We start from the raw sequence: 21,093 nt of genomic DNA on the forward strand, positions 1-21,093 counted from the left end.
GGCCGGGTTTTCGCCGGCGGATCGGGGCGGTCGAGCGAAAGGTTACGGTTCTGTTACGAAAGCGGAAACGGGGTCGTGACTTGCCGTTGAGCGGGTGATGGCCTAACTAGTTCTTCATACCCAATACGAGGCAGCTCATAAGGTTAGGTTGATGTCAGAAGTTATTGAAAAAATAGAAAAAACCGAAGCTGAGTGGCGTGCGCAATTAACGCCAGAACAATTTGCCGTAACGCGCCAACATGGTACCGAAAGGCCCTTCTCAGGCGAGTATTGCATGGCAAAACAGCCGGGAATCTATGCCTGTATTTGCTGTGGTTTGGAGCTGTTCGACAGCAATACCAAATATGATAGCGGCACCGGCTGGCCAAGCTTCAATCAACCCATCACGCCCGAGCGACTGACCGAGAAAACGGACAACTCCCACGGCATGGTGCGGGTTGAGGTTCTATGTGCCCGCTGCGATGCCCATCTAGGTCATGTCTTCCCCGATGGTCCGCCGCCAACCGGCAAACGCTACTGCATGAATTCAGTCGCACTCGACCACAAGCCGCCGGCTGAGTAGGCGGCCTGCGTCAGCGATAGATTGGCGCCCCGGTTGCTTCCTCATCAGCCGGGGTTAGCAATCCACGCTTGAAGTAGGTAACGCCCTTAGCGCCCTCCGGGTTAACGCCGCCAAGGTCGAGATATTGCACGCCCTTGTCTTGCAGGTGACTGATCGCCTGCCAAAGCAATAGGTGTTGTGCATTGTATTTCCGACCGATTTTCCCGCTCCACCCGACCAGATAGGTTGCCGCTGGCCCGTGCCGAAGCATCAGGGCGCCGGCAATCGGCTTGCCCAGGTAATGGGCGCGGAAGATCAGGAAGTCGCCAGTATTGGCAGCTTGTGACTTTAAGGCGCCCAGGAACAGGCTGGTGGGGCCGATGAAATGTTGGCGGCGCATGGCATGCTCATGATGTGCGGTAAGCCACGATAGATGCTCGCCACGGTCATCTATCTGGATCGTTAGGCCGGGCCGTTCGGCCTTTGCCAGGGCATGACGCCAGTTCTGCCGTAATGCTGTGCGTCGCACTGCCTGTGGTTGCTCAAGCTTAAGCCAGATGGTGCGATAGCCAATGTCGACGCGCTTAAAGCCGAGTGAGGGCAGGGCGCCAGCAACAGCACCGTTATTGGGCAAGTCCGGATAGAAGCGTCGACGCTCAAACCAGCGCGGTTTGGTCATGTCTGCTAACTGGGTCAGCACATCCAGTTGCTGGCCGTCTGTGGGTTGCTTGGTCCAGATTGGTCCGCGCTCAATCCGCATGGCCTTGCCAATTGGTTGATGCTTAGTCTGGACGACACAGCCGCCCAGAACTTCGTCCCCATCTTGGACAAGGTAGAAATCCGACAGCCATCCACGGGCGCTGGCGAGAGCCTCAGCATAGTAGCGCGATTGCGAGACGGCGGGACGGTGGGCGCTGGCATACATCGCATCCCAGCTGTCGAGCTGATCACCGGCAACAGGAGTAAGGGACAGCGCCACGGCTAGGCTTTCTCAACCGTGTTGTTCTCACCTGCCTTCGGTTCAACCTTCACGGCCCGCCATAACAGCACGCCGCCAGGGATCGATGAGAGCAGCAGGGCCAAGCCGTAGGNGATCGAGATGATCAACGCCTCGGTTTCGGCAACACCAACGGCGGTAAGCAAAAGCACCGCAACACCATCCCGCAGCCCCCATCCAGCGAGGGAGATTGGTATGATGGTAATCAGGGTCGCCATGGCCATAATCGTCATATAGGGCAGGAGCCCGAGCTCAACCCCAAGCGCTTGCCCGACGATCCAAACCGCGACGCCATTGGCGGCGTTATTGATCAGGCCAGCGCTGCCCAAGATAACAACCAGCCGTCGCGAGCGGATGACCCGGCGCATATCGGCAAATACTCGGCCAACAATCCATGCATTGAGCAATCGCGATAACAGGCCGGGCAGTTTCTGAAACGCCGCGATCTCTGCCAGCCAGGCAATCAGCAGGGCACCGGCAAACCCACCGACAACGAAGGTGACAAACAGCCAGATCAAGCTGCTCTCAGTCAGGGCAAGGGTTAGGGGGATCAGGCCGATCGCCGCCACAATGATCAAGCAGACAACGGCGGTGTAGCGCTCCACCAATACGCTGGAGACGGCGGGTTGCCAATCCAGTCCGGCACGCTTGGCCACCACCACGCGGTAGCCATCACCACCGATAGAGGAGGGTAGGCATTGATTGAAGAAGGTGGCGATGAAGGCCTGCTTTAACGCCCAACGAAGGTCTTTGATCAGGCCCAGGGCACTAAGCAGTGCATGCCAGCGGTAGCCCATGCCGAAACTCTGCACTAGCAGCACCGTACCGGCTAGCAGCAGGGCGGGGATTAGGTCAAAGCTAAGGATGCTAGCCATCCAGCCAAGATCAGCCTGATTGAACAAAAGGATGATCAGGCCGACCGAGACCACGACTTTCAGGCCGAAAACCAGCCAGGCTGGCGGCCGCCATCTACTCGTCGCGGTTTCAGTCATTGGAGGGTGTTACCGTGCCAGGATGCCAGCGGCTGGGCAGCCACCAAAATCGGTGCCTGGCTTCATCATGTCGAGCGCCTGACCAAAGATGCCTGGGTCAACATTGCCGCCGGAACAGACGGCGACGACAACCTTATCCTTGATATCGATCCGGCCACTTAAGACGGCGGCAAGCGCCGCGGCGCCACCTGGTTCAACCACAATCCGGAAGAAGTGGAAGGCGGTCGCCATGGCGTGCAGAACCTCAGCATCTGAGACGGTAAGGCTGCCCTTGGCGAGGCGGCGGAGTACGGTCCAGGTCAGTTCACCCGGTGCCGCTGTCATGATGCTGTCGCAGATAGAACCAATCAGCTTGTCATTGGTAAGCCGCTCTCCAGAGCCGAGTGAGCGCTGAAGATCGTTAAACTCATGCGGTTCGGCACCATATATTTCGGTGTCCGGGCTGGTCGCCGCCATGGCGGTCGCAATACCGGCCAGCATACCGCCGCCGCCCATTGGGGCGATCACGGCATCGGCCTCAAGGCCCTGTTGGTTCAGCTGGTCGGTAATTTCCAGGCCCATGGTCCCTTGGCCTGCCATGACATGCCAATCATCATAGGGACGGATTAGAACCGGGTTGGTCTTATCAATAATGCGCTGGGCGACTTCCTCGCGCTGCTCACCATTCGGGCGGTCATAGGTCAGGACCTCAGCACCCCAGGCAACGGTGTTGCGCAGCTTAAGCTGCGGCACATCAACCGGCATGATGATGGTGGCTTCGGTGTTCAGCATATTGGCCGCTGCTGCCATACCCTGGGCATGGTTGCCGGAAGAGTAGGCGATGACACCGCGTGGGCGGTCGGCTGGGCTCAACTGCGCGATTGAGTTGTAGGCACCACGGAACTTAAAGCTGCCGGTCTTCTGTAGGCATTCGGCTTTAATGAACAGGCGCCCGCCAAGGATCTTATCCAGCATGGGCACGTTCAAGAGCGGCGTACGCTCTGCCACGCCTTCAAGACGGTGCGCGGCCGCACGGATCGCGGCAATCGACAGGCCTGCCGTCGCCTTAAACGGGATTGTTTCGATAGTCTCTGGATTGGTTAGCATAGTGCTGACCTCCGCTTACGTGCCATGTGCCGATTGGCTGGCTGATGTCGCGGGTGTTTCCATATTTTGCTGTTCGTTATCCATTAATCGGTGATCTACCCGTTCCAAGAAAGCCGCAATATTCTCACGGACGATGGGTTCACGCAAAGAGGGAGTATGCGCCCTGTTATCCACCGTGATCGCGGTGATGTTTGGCAGGTTTTCCGCCATTTCTTTGAAGGTCTCGGGCAGCAGCGCGTCTGAATTGGCGCCGCGCAGGGCCAAAACCTCACGATCGCCAAGGGCTTTAAACAGGGCCCAGAGGTCAAAACCATCTTCCCGGTTGGTAATTGTCTCAACCAGCCTTGTGTCCCAGCTCACATGCAGGAGGCCATCATCACCGGCGGTAAAGCTGCCCTCGGCTAGGTCACGCCAATCCTGGTCTTCTTCGAAGCCAAGATGGGCAAACTGGGTCTTAAGGTCGTGGATCGCCGTTTCCCAATCCGGCTTGGGGTGATCCTGTCCTAGGTAATCGACAATCCGTTCTAGCGCGGTATTACCGAAATCTGGGCCGGCATCATTGATCACGGCAGCCCTAACCAGGGTTGGGCTTAACACCGCCAATCCCATCGTCAGAAACCCACCGAGTGAGGTGCCAACCACGATCAGGTTGTGCAGGTTTAAGGCGGTGGTTAGGGCCAGAACATCGCCCAACATGCGCGGTGGTTGATAGCGCTCCGCATCCTCAGCCCGATCAGAGTCTCCACGCCCAATATAGTCGGGGCAGATCACCCGGTGATTTGGTTTCAACCAGAGGGCCAAATCATGGAAGTCCCTAGAATTTCGGCTCAACCCGCCAAGGCATAGAATGGTCGGGCCGGGGGCTTGGGCGCTGCCATAGTCACGGAAGGCAAGGCGCAAGCCATCACCAACGGTGATGTACCGCTGCTCAAATCCTGTTTGCGGTGTTGGGTCCAGCTTGCTGGTCATACTGCCTCCAGACCCAAAACTGCGGGCAACCCATCCATTGAATTTATGATGGCCTTAGGGCGGGCGGGTAGCCGCTCAACCGGTAGTCCCGCCCGGTTAATCCAGGCAACTTGGAAGCCAAAACCGGCCGCCCCAGCGGCATCCCAGCCATTGGAGGAGAGGAAACAAATCTCTGACGGACCAACGCCAAACGCATCGCAGGCCATCTGATAGGTCCGATGGTCAGGCTTGAAGATGCCCACATCATCGACCGATAGAACATGATCCAACAGGTGCTGGAGATTGGCATTCTCAACGCCGCTCGCCAGCATGTTTTTGGAACCATTGGAGAGGATTGCGGTGCCGTGTCCAGCCGCACGAAGGCGTTCCAATACCGGTGCCACATCCGCATAGGCGTCTAGGCCACGATAGCCCTCCATCAGGCTCGACCGTAGCTCGTCATCATCGATGCCCAGCTGCGCCATCGCGTAATCCAGCGCCTCGGCCGTCACTTGCCAGAACGGTGTGTATTCATCGGTGAGGGAGCGCAGCCAAGTGTACTGCAACTGCTTAGCGCGCCAGATATCACCGAGCGGACCGGCCTTATCACCTAGTGATGCGCTTAAGCGATCGGTTGCCGAGACGAGGTCGAAGATCGTGCCATAGGCGTCGAACACGCAGGCACGGATACCGCTGATGATTGGTTGGTTCCCCATACGTCCCCGACCGACTAACGCAACAGATCGTTGTCGATGGTAACGTAGCCTTTACCGCCGCCCATCCGGGCCCGGTAAACCTGGGTCGCCTCTAACACGCGCTGCACGTAGTTGCGTGTCTCGCGATAGGGCAGGCGCTCAATCCAATCGAGGACATCGACCGCGCGAAGCCGTGGATCGCCATAGCTCTCAATCCACTCATCAACCCGAGTGGGGCCAGCGTTATAGGCGGCAACGGCGAGGACGTAGGATCCGTCAAACCGCTCGATCAGACCGTTCAGATAGATCATGCCCATCAGCACGTTGTGGTCGGGGCGGGTCAGCAGCCAAGTGGTGTTATGCGGGCGGCCAGACTCACGGGCCACTTGCTGTGCGGTGGCTGGCATCAACTGCATCAGCCCCAGGGCGCCAACGCGGCTGCGGGCGAGGGGGTTAAATCCACTCTCCTGCCGGATGATGGCGTGGATTAGTGGCGTTTCCACAATTGGCTCGGTGCGGAAGTCCAGGGTTGGATAGCCAAGTTCAGCCAGCTGATAGCCATCCTTCGCTGCTTCTTTGGCGGTTTTGATGGCCTCGCTTGGCCGCTTCAGCGCCATGGCAAGCTCACCGATCATCCGGTAATCGGATTCATCGGCAGCCGTCTTGCGCAGCATCGACATGAAGATCGGCACCTGGCTCGACGCATTATCGCCAATCTGGTCGAGTGCGCTGACGAGGCGGACAAATTCATTCCGGCTAAAAGCCTGACGCCGCTCACGATCAACCTGTGGCTCCTCACGGAGATCTAGGACCGCTGGCGTCGTCTGACCATTCAATCGCTGCAGCCGGTTCGCGGCCAGTTGGCCGTAGAAGGTCGTGTTGAAGCCAGAGGCAATCGCATACCACTCAAACGCACCATTGGCGTCGAGGGAGGCCTCAGCAGCCCGGCCGGCCCAATAGCTGCCACGGGCTTTGCTGATCGGTGTTTGAACATTGTCATAGAGGCGCTTGAAATGCGCGGCGGCCAAAGATGGCTTTTCAAGCAGGCGGAGGGCAATCCAACCGGATAGCCACTCAAGATTGGCAAACTCCAACCCTGGCTCAAACTCATGATCGGCAGCGATCTTGTAAGCCATGCCCGGAACGCCAGCGTCGAGCATGCGGCGCGCCATAATATCCCGTTCGGCCCACCAAACGACCTGGGGCTTATCATCCCGACCAGGAACGCTTTCAGCAGCAAGGGTCAGAAGCTCAGCCGCGCCGTCGTTCAAATCACGCTTACGTCGCCAGCGTGCCCGTTCAAACATCAGGCCGGGGTCATTGCGCAGGTGGCTTGGCACCCGGTTTATGGCGGCATCGACACCTGGGCTCTGTTCTGCCAGACGCAGGCGGGCCGTTTGTAACAGCTGCTCTTCCCGCGGCAGGTAGCGAAGCATGGCCGATGCAGCTTCGTAATGCCCGGCCCAGATTAGGCGGTCACCACGGGCCGTATGATCAGCCTTGGTCAAATGGGCGCCATAGCTTTTGAGGTAGCTACGTTGCTGGCTGGTTGGCACGGGCCCATCAATCCAGCGCTGGCGGATGGTTGTGCGCGCCTCGTCTTTGAGGTTCTTGTCCAGCAGCGCATCGGCATAGCGGCGGGTGCCATCTAGAGTCTGCGGCGGGTTTGCCCGGAACCACGCGATGATCTGATCATTGCTGAAGCCATCGGGCAGGGTTGTTTCAGCGGCGCGGCGTAGGCTGCGCTGGCCCGGCCAGTCGCGATGCTGATCTAAGAACCGTTCAATATCTGCAAAGCGTTTGGAACGGCTATCGGCCTTGGTTAGGCGCAGCCAGTTAATCAGCTTGGCCACATCGCCATTATTGGCCTGCTGCGCCAAACGATACGCCTCATCCCAGCGTTCCCGGTCTAAGGCTTTGAAGGCGGCCCGATAGACCCGTCGATCCTCAGAGCTCAATTTCGGCAGCATCAAGCCAAGCAGGGTATCCGCCTGGCCCGTGATGGTGGCACGACCCGATGAGGCCCCTGGCTTTGGTAGCGGCAGCGGTGGGCCGACCCAGCGGGCATGGGGTGGTTTAGCCGAGGGGGTGCTGAGCGCACTGGTACCGAAACTTGGCTTCTCGCCAGGCACAGGAACATTGGCCAATGCTGGGGCGCTGATAAACAGTGTTAAGGCAAATGCACTAACTGCAGCGCTGATCGGCTTGCTGAATAGGGGGGACGGCACTAAGGTGCGCGCCACGCAGCGCTTGGCCATCGATAGCCAGGCGTTGTTCGCGAAAGAGGCCTTAAGGATCGCCGCCATGTTTACCGGTTCCATCCCCGCATTGATTACCCCGTTCACCGAAGAGAACGAGTTGGACGCTGATGGTTTCCAATCTTTTGTCGATTGGCAAATCAAAGAAGGGTCAAATGGTGTTGTGCCATGCGGCACCACGGGTGAATCACCCACGCTTGGCCATGAAGAGCACGAGCGGGTCGTTGAGTTGTGCGTTGAGGCAGCCAATGGTCGGGTGCCTGTTATTGCCGGTGCGGGGTCGAATTCCACGGCTGAAGCCATTCGTTTTTCGAAACATGCTGAGCAGGCCGGTGCGGACGCTCTGCTGATCGTGACACCATACTACAACAAGCCCACCCAGGCTGGGCTTTTTGCGCATTTCAAGGCGATCCACGACGCCTGTGGTTTGCCGATCATCATCTACAATATCCCTGGCCGTTCAGTGATCGATATGACCGTCGACACCATGGCCCGGCTGGCTGAGCTGCCACGCATTCAGGGGGTGAAGGATGCGACCAATGATCTGGCTCGCCCACTTGAGACACGCCTGAAAATTGATCGCTTTTTCAACCAGTTGTCCGGTGAAGATGCGACGGCGACAGCATTTTTGGCCCAGGGTGGCCATGGCTGCATTTCGGTGACCGCCAATGTGGCGCCTCGGGCCTGTGCTGAGATGCATGCTGCCTGGGCTGCTGGCAATATTTCGACCATGGTGGACATCCGTGACCGCCTGGCACCGCTGCATGAGGCGCTGTTCACCGAAACGAGCCCTGGCCCGGTCAAATACGCTGCGAAGCTTCTGGGTAAGTGCAGCGACTTCTGCCGTCTGCCATTGGCGCCAATCAGCGATGAAACCAAGGCCAAGGTGGAAGACGCCATGCGCCACGCGCAGCTGATTAACTAGGGCGGCTTGCCGATCGGGTTATGGCGAAGGAAAGCAGTGCGTTGAAGCGCAAGGTGGTGGCGCAAAACCGCCGTGCCCGCTTTGATTACTTTATCGATGAGACCTTAGAGGCCGGCATAATGCTGACCGGCACTGAGGTGAAGTCGCTTCGCTTTGGTCGGGCCTCGATTAATGAGAGCTATGCCTCGGTGGAGGAGGGGGAGCTGTACCTAATCAACGGCTATATCCCTGAATATACTCACGCGCATAAATCCCAGAACCATGAGTCGACCCGGCCGCGAAAGCTGTTGGTATCGAAGAAGCAGCTGAACAACCTAATCGGCCGAACACGAGAGCGGGGGGTAACCCTCGTCCCGATTTCGCTCTACTTCAATCCACGCGGTATGGCGAAGCTAGAGATCGGCGTTGCCCGCGGTAAGAAGCAGCACGATAAGCGTGAGACGATCAAAGAGCGTGATTGGCAGCGCCAGAAGTCGCGGTTGTTAAGGGAAAACTCTTGATAGTTTGGGACAATCCCGTGATCGGCGCTAGACCGGCAATCCGAAAAAATGCCATATTCCGCGCCGCTTAATGATGCATGGTGATCGTTCGCGATCGCCGATTTACACCCCAGTTTTGGCGAGCTTCTATCGATGAAATTGCTGTCCCTTGCAGGTGTGCTCTCAACTGCCAGCATGTTGCTGATGACCTGGCGTGGTGGTCAGAAGGTTGGCGAGGATGAGTTCGGCAATCGCTATTACCGCTCAAAAACCAATGGCGCCCATGGGATGGAGCGACGCTGGGTGATGTATAAGGGCGAGCCGGAGGCCTCCTCAGTACCACCGGGCTGGCATGCGTGGCTGCATCGGCAGGTGCAGGACCCGCCGGAAGAGTCGATCAAGCCATTTGCCAAAAACTGGCAGCAACCGCACCGGCCAAACCCAACTCTGTCGGATGAGGCTTATCGCCCACCGGGCCATGTACTAAGTGGCGGCAAGCGTGATAAGGCGACCGGCGACTACGAAGCCTGGACCCCAGAGTAACCCGCGACGTTTTGAGAAGAACCCATGCGTAACCAAGTTTTTGAAACCCTGGTCGGCCTAGCGGTCGTCATCGTCGCCGTTGGCTTCCTCTACTATGCCGTTGGCCGCACCAACGTCGGTGCTGTTGAAGGCTATGCCGTGACAGCGGAGTTCAGCCGCATTGATGGCATTTCCGTTGGCAGCGATGTTCGGATCGCTGGGGTTAAGATTGGCTCTGTCGCGTCGCTTGAGCTGAACCAACAAACCTATCTGGCCGACATCACGCTCAGCATCGATGAGTCGGTTGCCCTGCCGAGTGACACCCTCGCCAAGATCGAGAGTGAGAGCCTGCTGGGTGGTCAGTATGTGGCGCTTGAACCTGGTGCTGAGGAAGACCTGCTCACCGATGGCGATAAAATCGCCTTCACCCAGTCATCGCCCAGCCTGTCCGATCTTTTGGGTCAGGTTGTGTTCTCCGGCGGTGATGGCGGCTGATCGGATGTTTTAAGGCCGTGCGCCGCTTCTATTCCGCTATCGCTGCAATCCCTTTGATAGGCATGCCATTGGCTGCGGTATCCGCGGCTGATGTTGTCCAGCCTTTGGCGCCCAGCGCGCCGAACCTAAAGGCACCAAATTTTGAAGCTTATGAGCATGCGGTGCTTAGGACCCTCGATAAGGTAACCGCACGCACCTCAACGCTTGAGGTGCCGGTTAATGACATCCTGTCGGTTGGTACCCTTTCCGTGACGGTGCGCACTTGTCAGAAGACGCCGCCAACCGAACGCCCAGAGGCCGCTGCCTTTATCGAGATTATTGACACCCCGCCAGAGCGAGAGCCACGGCCCATGTTCTCCGGCTGGATGTTCGCCTCAAGCCCAGGCCTGTCGGCCTTGGAGCATCCGATCTACGATGTCTGGGTCGTCGATTGTAAGATGGCGCCCAAGGCGTCCTCGGCCGAAGGCGAATAGAAATCCGCATCGATATCCAGGGCGGAGGCCAATAGCGCTTTGTACTGGGATCGCGGTATCTCAATCGCCCCAAACTGGCTGAGATGCTCTGTTACAAACTGGGTGTCCAGCAGCCGGTATCCGGCGGAGACTAAGCGACCAACCAGATGGATTAGGGCGATCTTGCTGGCATCGGTTTCGGTCTGGAACATACTCTCACCAAAGAATGCCCCGCCGATTGAGACACCGTAGAGGCCGCCAACTAGCCTCTCGCCATCCCAGACCTCAACACTATGGGCGAAACCTCGATTAAACAACGCCGTATAGGCATCGAGGATCCCCTCATTGATCCAGGTCTTAGGGCGCGATGGGGTGGGTTTGGCGCAGCCGATTAGCACCTCGCCAAAGGCCTGATCGATGGTGACCTTAAACGGCGAGCGGCGGGCCGTGCGGCGAAGCCGCCTGGGGATGTAAAACGTATCAAGCGGCAGGATGCCCCGGATATCCGGGTCGAGCCAAAACAGCTCATCACTGCCAGCGCTCTCAGCCATCGGGAAGATACCGATGGTATAGGCGCGAAGCAGGATTTCTGGGGTCAGCTCAATCATGCTGACTTGCCTACAGGGTTAGAGATTTTTCTCCAACCAACGAATGTCATAGGCACCGTTGATGAAGTCGGTTTGATCAGCCAGCCAGGCATGCAGTGGGATGGTGGTTTCAACACCGCCAATCACAAACTCACCCAGGGCACGGCGCATACGCATCATGCACTCGTTCCGGCTGGAGCCATGGACGATCAGCTTTGCGATCAGGCTGTCGTAATGCGGTGGGATCACATAGCCATCATAGAGTGAGCTATCGACCCGAACACCCAGGCCGCCAGGTGGATGGAAGCCATCGATCTTGCCCGGTGAGGGTGTGAACGTCTTGGGGTTCTCGGCGTTGATACGGCACTCGATTGAATGGCCGTTGAACACAACCTCGTCTTGGGTGTAGCCAAGCTTACCACCAGCCGCGATGCGGATCTGTTCGCGCACCAGATCGATCCCGGTCACCATTTCGCTGATCGTGTGCTCAACCTGCAGACGGGTGTTCATCTCAATGAAGAAGAACTCACCATCCTCAAACAGGTACTCAATCGTGCCAGCGCCGCGGTAGTTCATCTGCGCCACGGCTTCGGTGGACACCTTGCCGATATGGGCGCGCTGCTGGTCGTTCAGGGCTGGTGAGGGGGTCTCTTCAATCAGCTTTTGGTGGCGACGTTGGATAGAGCAATCCCGCTCACCGAAATGCACTGCGTTGCCTTGGCCATCGCCAAAGACCTGAACCTCAATATGACGAGGTTGGCCCAGGTAACGCTCCAGGTAACACTCACCATTGCCGAAGGCCATTTCGGCCTCCTTACTGGCGAGGTTATAGGCGTTTACGACCTCATCGGCGCTATTGGCGACCTGCATGCCGCGACCACCGCCACCGGCCTTCGCCTTAATTAGAACCGGGAAGCCGATTTCCTTCGCGACCGAGAGAGCCTCAGCCCCGTCCTTAACCGGGCCATCAGACCCAGGGACAACCGGTACGCCTAAATCCTGCATGGTGGATTTGGCGACCGCCTTATCGCCCATCTTGGCGATGTGCTCTGGCGTTGGGCCGATAAAGGTCATGCCATGCGCTTCAACCATGGAGGCGAAGTCAGCATTCTCAGACAGAAAGCCAATGCCCGGGTGAATTGCATCCGCACCGGTTACCGTGGCGGCTGAAATCAGCGCGGCGGCGTTTAGATAGCTGTCTTTAGGGGCAGGGGGGCCGATACACACACTCTCATCAGCCAGGCGCACATGCATGGCGTCGGTGTCAGCGGTGGAGTGCACGGCAACGGTGGAGATGCCCATCTCTTTACACGCCCGATTGACGCGTAGGGCGATATCACCGCGATTGGCTATGAGAATCTTATCGAACATGAGGCTTTGGCCCGCCGATCCGTTACTTGATCACCAATAGGGGCTCACCGAACTCAACCGGCTGGCCGTCGGTCACCATGATCTCAGTCACGGTGCCGGCCTTTTCAGCGCGGATTGGGTTCATCACCTTCATCGCTTCGATGATCATGATGGTCTTATCTGGGGTAACCTGATCGCCAACCTTCACAAAGGCCGGGGCGCCTGGCTCTGGTGCCAGATAGGCGGTGCCGACCATGGGTGAGTTTTGGACATCGCCATCATAACCACCGCCTGCATCACCGCCAGTTGGTGCGGCAGGTGCAGCAGCAGCGGCTGGCGCTGGTGCGGCGGCCGCAACTGGGGCAGCGGCTACGGCCACGGCTTGCTTGGCAACGCGTAGGCTGCGATCGCCGTCAGCCATCTCGATCTCGGTCAGGCCCGTGTCTTCCATGACATCGGCCAGTTGGCGAAGCAGCGCTTCATCCAGCTCGAAACCCTTCATCTGTCGTCGTCTCCCTTGATCAGACGTGTTGTTCAGATCAGTTGGACCAGCGCGGTAAGCGCCAGCTCATAGCCTTGGGCACCAAGGCCACAAATACTGCCCGTTGCTGCCGGTGCCACATAGGATGTGTGGCGGAAAGCTTCACGGGTATACGGATTGCTCAAATGCACCTCGATGACCGGGATCTCGACGGCTTTCAAAGCGTCGTGAATGGCAACGGAGGTGTGGGTGTAGGCGCCAGCATTAAGAATGATGCCAGCATGCTTACCGCGCGCTTCCTGAATGGCGTCAACCAACGCGCCCTCATCATTGCTTTGCCGGAAGTCGATCGCTAGGCCAAGGCTGGTCGCCTGGGCTTCGCACCGCTTCTCCACATCGGCAAGTGTCTCGCGGCCATAGATCTCTGGTTCGCGAGTGCCGAGCAAATTGAGGTTGGGGCCGTTCAGGATCAGAACGGTCTTATTGGAAGTCACGGGAATAGAAGCGCGGTTTTGAACGGTTGGTTTTGCACGCCGCCCGACGGCGACAGCGCAACCAGCGATGCATACACGAGCCTAAGGCCTCACGCAAACCATCAGCGGGGCAAGCTGTGCACGCTTTTGGGGCGATCAACCGCGCTGATCGTCGGTTTGATCTGATGGTGCCGCTAGATCAATCGCTTCATTCAGGCGGGTTGGGGACATTGAGCCGCGATAGATTTGTTGGCCGATCACGAAACCTGGCGTTCCGGTAATGCCCAGACGCTCTGCCATTCGGCGGTTTTCCTGCAGATGGATCAGGATGATCGGGTCGTTCATATCAACGCGCAGCTTCTCCATATCCACACCGGCGTTCTGTGCCAGTGCCATGATCAATGGTTCGCTGAGGCGGCCGCGATTATTCATCAGCGCTTGGTGCACTTCCCAGTATTTGCCCTGCCGATCAGCGGCCATGGCAACACGAGAGGCGATCACTGATTCGGGCCCAAGGATTGGGAATTCCTTAAACTTGGCCCGAACTCGGCCACTCTCTTCCAGCGTGTTGGCCAAGTCTTGGGCCATTCCTTTGCAGAAGCCGCATTGGTAATCGAAGAAGTGCACCATCTCGACATCGCCCTCGGGGTTACCAACGACGGGGTCTAGTGCATTGTTAAATAACAGCTCTCTCTGTTCGACGATGGCCTGCTGCGCGCGCAAGGCGGCTTCACGCTCACGCTTGGCCTGAAGGTTGGCCATGGCCCGTTCGATGATCTCTGGGTTCTCGAGTAGATAGTCGCGAACGATCCCCTCAACCTGCTCTTCCGTCAGGGCGGGTAGTGCCTCTGCGCCGTCACTGTCTTGTGCCGATGCCAGGTTGGTTTTCGGCAATAGCGACCAGCCTAGGCCCATGACAGCCAGCACTGCTATGGCTGCAAATATATGTTTGTAGTTATTCATCATTTTCCGCCTCCAGTGCTGTGATCGCATTTTCTAGATCACGAGCACGAATCAAATTCTGTTCATCATCCGCTGGGATCGTCTGTTTGGCACGTTCCAAATGACCCTTGGCGGTAGGTATCTCTCTGCGCAGCATGGCTTCCTCTGCCAGGTGAAGGCGAGCAGGGCCGTCCTGGCCCAACCGACCATAAGCGATGGCCATAAGCCGGTGTGCAAACGGGCTATTGCCCTCCTGCCTCAAGGATAGCTGTAGGCGATCGACGGCCAGCATCAAATTGGCCTCTGTCCGGCTCTCAATCAGGCTATGGGCGTAGGCGGTTTGGATTAGTGGCGCGCTTGGCAGCGCCTCGGCTGCTACGCGGTAGGCAGCGACCGCCTCATCGATCCGGCCACTCTCAAACAGGATTTGGCCGTGCTGCTCGTGGAAGTAGGGATTCTCTGGCTCTTGCTCGATCAAAGCTTCGATGGTTGAGAGGGCACCAACGATATCCCCGGTGCGCCAGAGGGCGATGCTGCGCGCATACTGCCCGGCGATTGTGGGGTCATTGGCCGGGTGCCGCTGAAATGCCACCCGTGGCTGCACATAGCCGAGAAGCTTGCCCTGGACCCGCCGGAAACGCTCTTGGACCTCACCGGAGACGCCGATTTCGGCCCGGCCATCCTGCTCAACCGCGGCGCGAATGGCGGAGACGCGATCCCGGGTCAGCGGGTGGGTCCGGGCATACTGGACCTGCCGGTTGGCAGGCAGGAGGTCTTGCTCACCCAATGTCTCCATAAAGCGGAGGAAGCCATGGGCCGTCATGCCAGCCTGATTGAGGAAGGTGAGGGCGGCCGCATCGGCGGATGATTCCTGCGCCCGGCTGAAGCTTAGAATTGATCTGGTCGCCAGTTGTTGGCCCCCGGTGATAACCGCCGCGCCAACATCGCCGCGCCCGGTGCCAACAGCCGCTGCGATGCCGAGAATTTGGGTGAGAATCGCGAGCCGGGAAGCATTCCGAACAGAGCCGCGAAGTCTAATCAGGTGCCCGCCCGCAATGTGGCCAATTTCGTGCGCCATGACGCCGACCACTTCCTCCGCATCGCCTGCCTCAAGCAGCAGGCCACTATGGAAGAACATGTTGAGGCCCTGGGTAACAAAGGCGTTGAGGGTCGCATCATCAACGATGGAGATGCGGACAGCATTGGGGCCAATGCCTGCAACAACGAAGATTGGCGCCGCCATATCGCGCAGAACTGTTTCGGCCTCACTATCACGAAGGAGTTGCAAACCCTGGGCGCTGGCTTGACGTTGACCCATTGGCGCAATTATCGACAAGGCGAGGATCAACAACGCCGCCAATGCGGTCCGGGCTATCCGGGCGGCAAGGGCATGCGCCAGCACTCTGGAAGCTGAAAACGGCATTTGCGCCATGTGGACCAATCGACCTTCTATGATTTCGACCGACACTAATCACCGCCCCGATCAAACACCAGAAGCTGTAACACCCCAGGGCAAGGGTGTCGCCTGGCGTGTCTTCACGAGCGTGTTGGTCACCATCTCACTGGCCGCCTGCGGTGGTGGATCAAGCCAAGAAGAGATCAGCCAGTTTACCACCAGCGCGCAAGCCGCCGTCATCGCCGACGAACCACAAGCAGCCTTGGTTGGCCGGGACATCCTGGCCCAGGGCGGCAACCCAGTTGATGCGGCCGTCGCCATGGCGCTTACCCTAAGTGTTACGCTACCAAGCCGGATTGGATTGCTGGGCGGTGGTTCATGCCTGGTCCATGACCCGAGCACGGGTGACGATGACGGCAATGATAGTCAGGTCACCAGCATTGATTTCCGCCCGCTGCCAGTGCCCCGCGCCGATGGTAGCCGCAGTGAGTATGGTTCCCCCGGTATGCTGCGCGGCCTGTTCGCCATGCATGCACGGTTCGGCAATCTGCGATTTGAACAGCTGATTATCCCGGCTGAACGGCTGGCCCGCTTTGACGGCCAGATCAGCCGTAGTTTGGCCAATGATCTTGAAGCATTCAGTGACCGGCTAGACAGCACGCTACACCCGGTTTGGTCCGGTGTTTCGAGTGATCTACCAGTTGGTAGCGCCATTCCATGGGACGTAACTGCCGGTGCACTGGCACTGCTACGTCAGGATGGTATCGGCGTGTTCTACAGCGGTCGCGCCGGGCGTGAAGTTGCCAGTGAGCTTGGCCTGGATGCCGAGGCATGGGCCAGCACCACGCCGCAGATCCTTGAGATCGACGGGCAGGGTGATCTAGCCGTCCTGAACGGGACAGACCGGTTGTATTTGCCGCCGGGCATTGCTGAGAGTGATGTTGTGGCGGCACTGGCCAATATTGGCCGCAACCAGCCCGTGCCAGCTGTCGATGGCGATGCACCGCCGGCAACCAGCCTGGTCGTGAAGGGCAGTGGCGATTTCGTCGTGGCTTGTGGCCTGACCCAGGGCATGGCCTTCGGGATTGGTGAGCCAACAGGTGCCTTCGCCCTCTGGCCCGCCCGCGCGGTCGCAATGGACCTACCACTAAGTGATGGTTTCATCGGCCCTGTTTTGATCGCCAATGAGAATGTTGGCGAGCTGCGCCTTGCTGGTGTGGTCTCGGGCTCCGATGACGTGCCTACGCCAATGCTGACCGGCGCCCAGCAGCTGTTTGAGGGGCAGGCCGTCGCCGCTGGTGACGCACGCCGGATCATTGCTCAGCCTGCGGGCGGCGGTGTGCGCCGCTCGCTGGTCAGCTGTGGCCGGGCCAATGATGATGGTGACCGGCGCTGCTCTGCGGCGATTGACCCGCAGGTGCGCGGCTTGGCGATTACGCCCTGATGGGGTAGTCCTTCACCCATTCCAACACCCGACCGACGGAGCGACCCATGGCCCTGAAAGTGGCTAATCGCGGCGATGTGCCAATGTTTCTTGCGCTGGAAACCCTGCGTGAAGCGACAGCATTAGAGGCTGACGGCAAGGATGTGCTGCACCTGGAGATTGGTCAGCCCTTTGATGGCGCGCCTGCTGCAGTGTTGGAGAAGCTTGCCGAACAGGTCTGCGAGAAACCCATCGCTTATACCGAAGCGCTCGGCATTCGCCCCCTGCGTGAGCGGGTGGCCGGCCTCTATGCTGAGCGTTACGGCGTTGATGTGCCGGTTGAGCGTATTGCCATCACCGTTGGGTCCTCAACCGCTTTTATCCTGTCATTCCTTGCGGCCTTTGAGGCCGGTGACCGGGTGGCGTTGGCAACCCCATGTTACCCGGCCTATCGGAACATCCTGTTGGCCCTGGGGTTGGTGCCGGTTGAGCTGCCTTGCACAGCTGAAACACAGTTCCAGCCAACGCCTGAGATGCTGACCAAGGCCCATGCCGAGAACCCAGTTGCTGGGCTGATCTTGGCCAGCCCCGCCAACCCAACCGGCGGCATGCTGAAGCCCCATGAGTTTGAGGCACTGATCAACTGGTGCGATCAGAACCATGTGCGGCTGGTGTCCGACGAGATCTATCACGGCATCACCTTTGGCGGTGTTGCGAGCTCAGCTCTTGAGACGACCAAGAACGCCGTGGTGATCAACAGCTTCTCAAAATACTTCGCGTTGAGCGGATGGCGCCTCGGTTGGATGATCATGCCGGAGGATTTGGCGCCTGCGATTGAGAAGCTCGCCCAATCTTTCTACATTTCAGCGCCCGCGATGTCGCAATACGCCGCGACGGAGGTGTTTGAGCATTTTGACGAGTTGGATGGCCGGGTTGCCGCCTATTCGGCCAATCGTCGCCTACTGCTAGAGCGTTTGCCAAAGCTTGGCCTCGACCAGTTTGTGGTGCCAGAAGGGGCCTTCTATTTCTATCTAGATGTCAGCCGCTTCACCAATGACAGCCAGGCCTTCTGCTCTGCCATGTTGAATGAGATTGGCGTCGCCATGACGCCCGGCGTTGATTTCGATCCAGATCGTGGCAACCGCTATGTTCGCCTATCCTTTGCGGGGCCGGAGAGCGATATGATCGCTGCCTGTGATCGGCTTGAAGGCTGGCTAAAGCGCTAAAACAAAAGGGCCAGAGGATTACCCCTGGCCCTTTGTCTAATCCCATTGACGTGATGTCTTAGGTCTCTTCGTTCGACATCATGCGCTGCCACCAACCGCCACGACGTGGCTTTTCGTCCTTGCTGGCTTCTTCACCGCCACCATCACCGACCAGAACAAGGTTCTCACCTGGGCCTGGCTCACGCTTTTTAGGTGCGCGCTTTGGCTTTGGCTTCTCTTCCGCTTTTTCTGGGGCGGGCGCTGGCTCTGGTGCAGCTTCGCTGACAGCCTCTTCTGCTGGTGCGTCGGCGGCTGCCTCTGCCTTTTCAGCTTTTGGCTTGCGACGTGAGCGGCTGCGCTTTGGCTTCTCTTCCGCAACGGCCTCGCCGGCGTCCTCATTCACAGCCTCTGCTGCTTCTTGAGGCTCGGCTGGGGCGTCGGCTTCAGCCGCCACCGCATCATCGGCAGCGTCATCGCCCTCTACGGCGTCATCATCGCGATCTGATTGGCCACGACCACCACGACGACGGCCGCCACGGCGACCCCGACGGCGGCGTCGACCGCCTCGGTCGTCATCATCACGAGTTTCATCGTCACGGGCATCGCTATCGCCGGTATTGCCATCAGCGTCGCTGCGATCCTCATCGTCATCATCGCCATCTGGGCGTGTGTTCTCATTCGCCACATCACCCGTATCCGCATCATCGCGGCGGCCACGGCGACGACGACGGCGACGGCGGCGACGGCCACCGTCTTCACCATCCTCATCACTGGTCTCGCGACGATCTTCATCGCGATCACGGTCTCTATCTCTGTCGCGGCCACGGCCACGGCGGCGGCCACGACCCCGGCGGCCGGTGTCTTCGCCATCATCATCCTCTGCCTCATCATCAAAGGCAGCGTTTGAGCGGGAGGCCGATACCGGTTGATGGCGGCGCCGACCTTCATCGGTGTTCTTCGCGCGCTCGATCTTGCACTCAGGGCGGATCAGCGCGTCGTCGGCCAGAACAACAACGGTGATGCCATAGCGATCTTCAATATCGATCAGCTGACGGCGTTTGTTGTTGAGGAGGTAGAGAGCCACTTTGGTCTCAACCGTTACCTCAAGCGTCTCACCCTTATTGCGGATGGCCTCTTCCTGAAGCATGCGAAGCGCCTGCAGGGCAGAGGACTCAACCGTCCGTTGATACCCGGTACCCTGGCTATAGATGCAGGGCTCAAAGCTGGTTTCGATCAAGCTTGGGCGCAGACGCTGGCGTGAGAACTCAAGCAGGCCGAAATTCGAAATCCGACCCAGTTGAATTCGCGCCCTATCACCGCGCATGGAGTCTTTGAGGCGTCGCTCGACCGCGTTGTTGTTGCGGTTCTCTTCCATGTCGATGAAATCGATGACGACCAGCCCGGCGAGGTCACGCAGGCGTACCTGGCGGGCGATCTCGGCGGCCGCTTCCNGATTGGTGCGAAGCGCCGTTTCCTCGATATGCCGTTCCTTGGTGGCGCGGCCCGAGTTGATATCGATGGAGACCAGTGCCTCGGTCGGGTTGATGACCAGATAGCCACCCGACTTCAGCTGAACAACGGGCTCATGAATGTCGTTGATCTGGCTCTCCACCTGATAGCGGGAGAAGATCGGCAGATCGTCTTCTTTGTATTGCTTGATGCGGCGCGCATGGCTCGGCATCAGCATCTTCATGAACTCTTTCGCGCTCTTATGGCCTTCTTCGCCAGCGATCAGCACCTCATCCACGTCGCGGGTGTACATGTCGCGCATGGTGCGTTTGATCAGATCGCCTTCCTCATAAATCAGGGCAGGGGCCTGTGATTTAAGGGTGAGGGCACGGATGTTATCCCACTGGCGCAGCAGGTAATCGAGGTCACGCTTGATCTCGGCCTTGGTGCGCTCAACACCGGCGGTGCGGAGGATGACAGACATGCCCTCTGGCACGTCGAGGGAGCTGATCAGCTCCTTCATCCGCTTGCGGTCTTTATGGTTGGTGATCTTGCGGCTGACGCCACCGCCGCGCGGGCTGTTTGGCATCAGGACACAATAGCGACCAGCCAGGGAGAGGTAGGTGGTCAAGGCGGCACCCTTTGAGCCGCGCTCTTCCTTCGCAACCTGAACCAGCATGATCTGGCGACGCTTAACGACCTCTTGGATCTTGTACTTCTTCAGGAGGCGCTGGGTACGGCGACGCTTTTGCTCACGATCTTTAATCTCAGGATCATCGTCGCTGGTGTCTTCCTCAGCGTCGTCATCGTCACCGGCGCTGTCGTCTTCCGAAGCTTCCTCTGTTTCTGCTGCGTCGACCTCTTCGCTAACAACGTCATTGGCGTCGGTATCAACGTCGAGGGCTTTGGCCTCAACGGTATCATCGCCTTCAGCCTCTTCTGGCGCGGCTTCTTCTGCGGCGGTGTCGTCAGCGGCCTCTGCTTCATCGGCATCGCTGTCTTCCGCGCTCTCATCAATGATGATTTCGGCTGGTTCGCCGTCTAGCTCATCATCAAGCTCCTCATCATCGAGCAGAGCCTCGCGGTCGGCGATTGGGATGCGGTAGTAATCCGGATGGATCTCAGAGAAGGCGAGAAAGCCATGGCGGTTGCCGCCATATTCAACGAAGGCGGCCTGTAGCGATGGCTCAACCCGGGTAATCCGGGCGAGGTAGATATTACCTTTTAGCTGTTGCCGAGACTGGGCCTCGAAATCGTACTCAACAAGCTTGTTTCCATCGACCAGTGCTACCCGGGTTTCTTCTTCCTGGGTGGCGTCGATCAGCATGCGTTTGGTCATGCGTGTATTCCTGCGGCGCGGCGGCCAGCCCTTCGCGACGTTGGGCGGCGGCGGATCC

At 58.7% G+C, this 21,093-nt stretch carries 21 protein-coding genes; 8 read left to right on the forward strand and 13 right to left on the reverse strand.

The features are described from left to right. The first annotated feature begins 151 nt into the window (after positions 1–151). On the forward strand, positions 152–562 hold the full coding sequence (gene msrB, locus KI792_04875; protein MBV6632353.1) for a peptide-methionine (R)-S-oxide reductase MsrB: 411 nt from the start codon (positions 152–154) through the stop codon (positions 560–562). A gap of 10 nt (positions 563–572) precedes the next feature. Here msrB and KI792_04880 read toward each other — a convergent pair whose 3' ends face one another. The 6 genes from KI792_04880 to KI792_04905 all read right to left on the reverse strand — a co-directional run bounded on the left by KI792_04880 (position 573) and on the right by KI792_04905 (position 7,580). Beyond that, positions 573–1,520: a GNAT family N-acetyltransferase gene (locus KI792_04880; protein MBV6632354.1), complete on the reverse strand. Its 948-nt coding sequence runs from the start codon at positions 1,518–1,520 to the stop codon at positions 573–575. 2 nt (positions 1,521–1,522) lie between these two features. Next, positions 1,523–2,530 carry a flippase-like domain-containing protein gene (locus KI792_04885; GenBank protein MBV6632355.1) on the reverse strand — a complete coding sequence of 336 codons (1,008 nt, stop codon included), beginning with the start codon at positions 2,528–2,530 and terminating at the stop codon, positions 1,523–1,525. Positions 2,531–2,539: 9 nt separating this feature from the next. Next, positions 2,540–3,616, reverse strand: a complete 1,077-nt coding sequence (locus KI792_04890) for a threonine/serine dehydratase (GenBank protein MBV6632356.1) — start codon at positions 3,614–3,616, stop codon at positions 2,540–2,542. Between the two features lie 15 nt (positions 3,617–3,631). Beyond that, positions 3,632–4,585 (reverse strand): alpha/beta hydrolase, encoded by a 954-nt coding sequence (locus KI792_04895; GenBank protein ID MBV6632357.1) that lies wholly within the window; start codon positions 4,583–4,585, stop codon positions 3,632–3,634. After that, positions 4,582–5,280: a haloacid dehalogenase type II gene (locus tag KI792_04900; GenBank protein ID MBV6632358.1), complete on the reverse strand. Its 699-nt coding sequence runs from the start codon at positions 5,278–5,280 to the stop codon at positions 4,582–4,584. The genes KI792_04895 and KI792_04900 overlap by 4 nt, the downstream gene beginning before the upstream one ends. 14 nt (positions 5,281–5,294) lie before the next feature. Next, complete coding sequence (locus tag KI792_04905) at positions 5,295–7,580, reverse strand: lytic transglycosylase domain-containing protein (protein ID MBV6632359.1); 2,286 nt, start codon at positions 7,578–7,580, stop codon at positions 5,295–5,297. Here KI792_04905 and dapA point away from each other — a divergent pair. The 5 genes from dapA (at position 7,564) to KI792_04930 (ending at position 10,411) form a co-directional block, all read left to right on the forward strand. After that, complete coding sequence (gene dapA / locus KI792_04910) at positions 7,564–8,442, forward strand: 4-hydroxy-tetrahydrodipicolinate synthase (protein MBV6632360.1); 879 nt, start codon at positions 7,564–7,566, stop codon at positions 8,440–8,442. The two genes, KI792_04905 and dapA, sit on opposite strands and share 17 nt — an antisense overlap. 20 nt (positions 8,443–8,462) lie before the next feature. Further along, positions 8,463–8,942 (forward strand): SsrA-binding protein SmpB, encoded by a 480-nt coding sequence (gene smpB / locus KI792_04915; GenBank protein ID MBV6632361.1) that lies wholly within the window; start codon positions 8,463–8,465, stop codon positions 8,940–8,942. A 132-nt stretch (positions 8,943–9,074) separates the two neighbouring features. Next, positions 9,075–9,464, forward strand: a complete 390-nt coding sequence (locus tag KI792_04920) for an NADH:ubiquinone oxidoreductase subunit NDUFA12 (protein ID MBV6632362.1) — start codon at positions 9,075–9,077, stop codon at positions 9,462–9,464. 24 nt (positions 9,465–9,488) lie between these two features. Continuing rightward, positions 9,489–9,938 carry an outer membrane lipid asymmetry maintenance protein MlaD gene (mlaD, locus tag KI792_04925; GenBank protein MBV6632363.1) on the forward strand — a complete coding sequence of 150 codons (450 nt, stop codon included), beginning with the start codon at positions 9,489–9,491 and terminating at the stop codon, positions 9,936–9,938. Between the two features lie 62 nt (positions 9,939–10,000). Beyond that, on the forward strand, positions 10,001–10,411 hold the full coding sequence (locus KI792_04930; protein MBV6632364.1) for a DUF2155 domain-containing protein: 411 nt from the start codon (positions 10,001–10,003) through the stop codon (positions 10,409–10,411). On the opposite strand, the gene aat is transcribed toward KI792_04930, so the two are convergent. The 6 genes from aat to KI792_04960 all read right to left on the reverse strand — a co-directional run bounded on the left by aat (position 10,348) and on the right by KI792_04960 (position 15,541). Beyond that, a complete protein-coding gene (gene aat / locus KI792_04935) occupies positions 10,348–10,998 on the reverse strand; it encodes a leucyl/phenylalanyl-tRNA--protein transferase (protein ID MBV6632365.1) in 651 nt (216 codons plus the stop codon). The two genes, KI792_04930 and aat, sit on opposite strands and share 64 nt — an antisense overlap. A gap of 18 nt (positions 10,999–11,016) precedes the next feature. Continuing rightward, positions 11,017–12,348, reverse strand: coding sequence for an acetyl-CoA carboxylase biotin carboxylase subunit (gene accC, locus KI792_04940; GenBank protein ID MBV6632366.1), 1,332 nt, complete (start codon positions 12,346–12,348; stop codon positions 11,017–11,019). Between the two features lie 22 nt (positions 12,349–12,370). After that, positions 12,371–12,829, reverse strand: coding sequence for an acetyl-CoA carboxylase biotin carboxyl carrier protein (gene accB / locus KI792_04945; GenBank protein MBV6632367.1), 459 nt, complete (start codon positions 12,827–12,829; stop codon positions 12,371–12,373). A 32-nt stretch (positions 12,830–12,861) separates the two neighbouring features. Beyond that, positions 12,862–13,302, reverse strand: a complete 441-nt coding sequence (gene aroQ, locus KI792_04950) for a type II 3-dehydroquinate dehydratase (protein MBV6632368.1) — start codon at positions 13,300–13,302, stop codon at positions 12,862–12,864. A gap of 135 nt (positions 13,303–13,437) precedes the next feature. Continuing rightward, complete coding sequence (locus KI792_04955) at positions 13,438–14,208, reverse strand: thioredoxin domain-containing protein (protein MBV6632369.1); 771 nt, start codon at positions 14,206–14,208, stop codon at positions 13,438–13,440. A gap of 28 nt (positions 14,209–14,236) precedes the next feature. Then, entirely contained in the window at positions 14,237–15,541 is a 1,305-nt protein-coding gene (locus KI792_04960) for a M48 family metalloprotease (GenBank protein ID MBV6632370.1), read from the reverse strand. Positions 15,542–15,674: 133 nt separating this feature from the next. On the opposite strand from KI792_04960, the gene KI792_04965 reads away from it, so the two are divergent. Together KI792_04965 and KI792_04970 are read left to right on the forward strand one after the other, a co-directional pair. Next, positions 15,675–17,063, forward strand: a complete 1,389-nt coding sequence (locus KI792_04965) for a gamma-glutamyltransferase (GenBank protein MBV6632371.1) — start codon at positions 15,675–15,677, stop codon at positions 17,061–17,063. A 47-nt stretch (positions 17,064–17,110) separates the two neighbouring features. After that, positions 17,111–18,268, forward strand: coding sequence for an aminotransferase class I/II-fold pyridoxal phosphate-dependent enzyme (locus KI792_04970; GenBank protein ID MBV6632372.1), 1,158 nt, complete (start codon positions 17,111–17,113; stop codon positions 18,266–18,268). A 58-nt stretch (positions 18,269–18,326) separates the two neighbouring features. On the opposite strand, the gene KI792_04975 is transcribed toward KI792_04970, so the two are convergent. Beyond that, a complete protein-coding gene (locus KI792_04975; protein MBV6632373.1) occupies positions 18,327–21,035 on the reverse strand; it encodes a ribonuclease E/G in 2,709 nt (902 codons plus the stop codon). Positions 21,036–21,093: the final 58 nt, after the last annotated feature.

The sequence above is a fragment of the Alphaproteobacteria bacterium SS10 genome, from assembly GCA_019192455.1.
Taxonomy (GTDB): Bacteria; Pseudomonadota; Alphaproteobacteria; order TMED2; family TMED2; genus TMED2.